This is a genomic window from Thermus sp. NMX2.A1, assembly GCF_000511705.1.
In the GTDB taxonomy this organism is placed as follows: domain Bacteria; phylum Deinococcota; class Deinococci; order Deinococcales; family Thermaceae; genus Thermus; species Thermus scotoductus.
On the sequence record NZ_ATNI01000111.1, the window covers coordinates 1 to 762 of the forward strand.

General features: G+C 64.0%; 1 protein-coding gene. It reads right to left on the reverse strand.

Features of this window, described 5'->3' with window-relative positions; all coding sequences use genetic code 11:
* Positions 1-684, reverse strand: a 684-nt coding sequence (locus TNMX_RS11270) for a helix-turn-helix domain-containing protein (RefSeq protein ID WP_038032322.1), incomplete at its 3' end; no start/stop codon positions are given.
* Between the last annotated feature and the right edge of the window lie 78 nt (positions 685-762).

Below are 762 nucleotides of genomic sequence, written 5' to 3' on the forward strand. Positions count from 1 at the left end.
TGCCAGCCTCGCCGTGGCCCGGCTATGCACCTCCCCCAGGGCATACCGGGTAAACAGGTCCACCGCCGAAAAGTGCCGCACCACCTCCCCAGGCCCCAGGCTCACCATCAGGGTGTCCACCTGGATGAGGTCCCCAGGGGCTTGCGGTTGATATCCCCGGGGCTTCCGTCGGGCGTAGGGTCTCCTTGGCCTTCCCCTTCCCTTTCCCCTTCCCCTCCTGGCCAAAAAACTGGCCACGCTCTCCACCCGTCCGCTCCCCTCCAGGTAAGCCAGGATACGCCCCACCGTGCGTTCGCTCACCGAAAAACCCTCCTTCCGGAGGGTCAGCCAGATGGGCCACCGCCCCCAGGTGGGGTTCGCCCTCCGGAGAACCTCTACCCTGACCAGGAGCTCAGGTTTCCACTGCACCTTTCCCCGTGTACGCTTGGGGCAGCGGGACTTGGGCTTTAGTCCGGCTAGGCCCCTCTCCCTCAAGGCCCTTTCCCAGCGGTAGTAGGTGGCCCGGCTGATGCCCAAAAGCTCCTGAATCTCCCCCCAGCTCCTCTTGCCCTCCCGCAGGGCTTTCACCAACTTCACCTTGCGCAGGCGTCCCTGGACATCCGGGTCGCCTGCCCCGGCCTCGGCCAGTCTTGCCCCTTGGCTAGCTCCTTTCCATATCGTTCGGCCAACCGTGGTAAGCTGCATATGGGGAACCTCCTCTCTCGGGTCGGTTCCCCATCTTTTTATCCCATTCAGCGTCTCACATGTGTCTGTCCGGGTTCA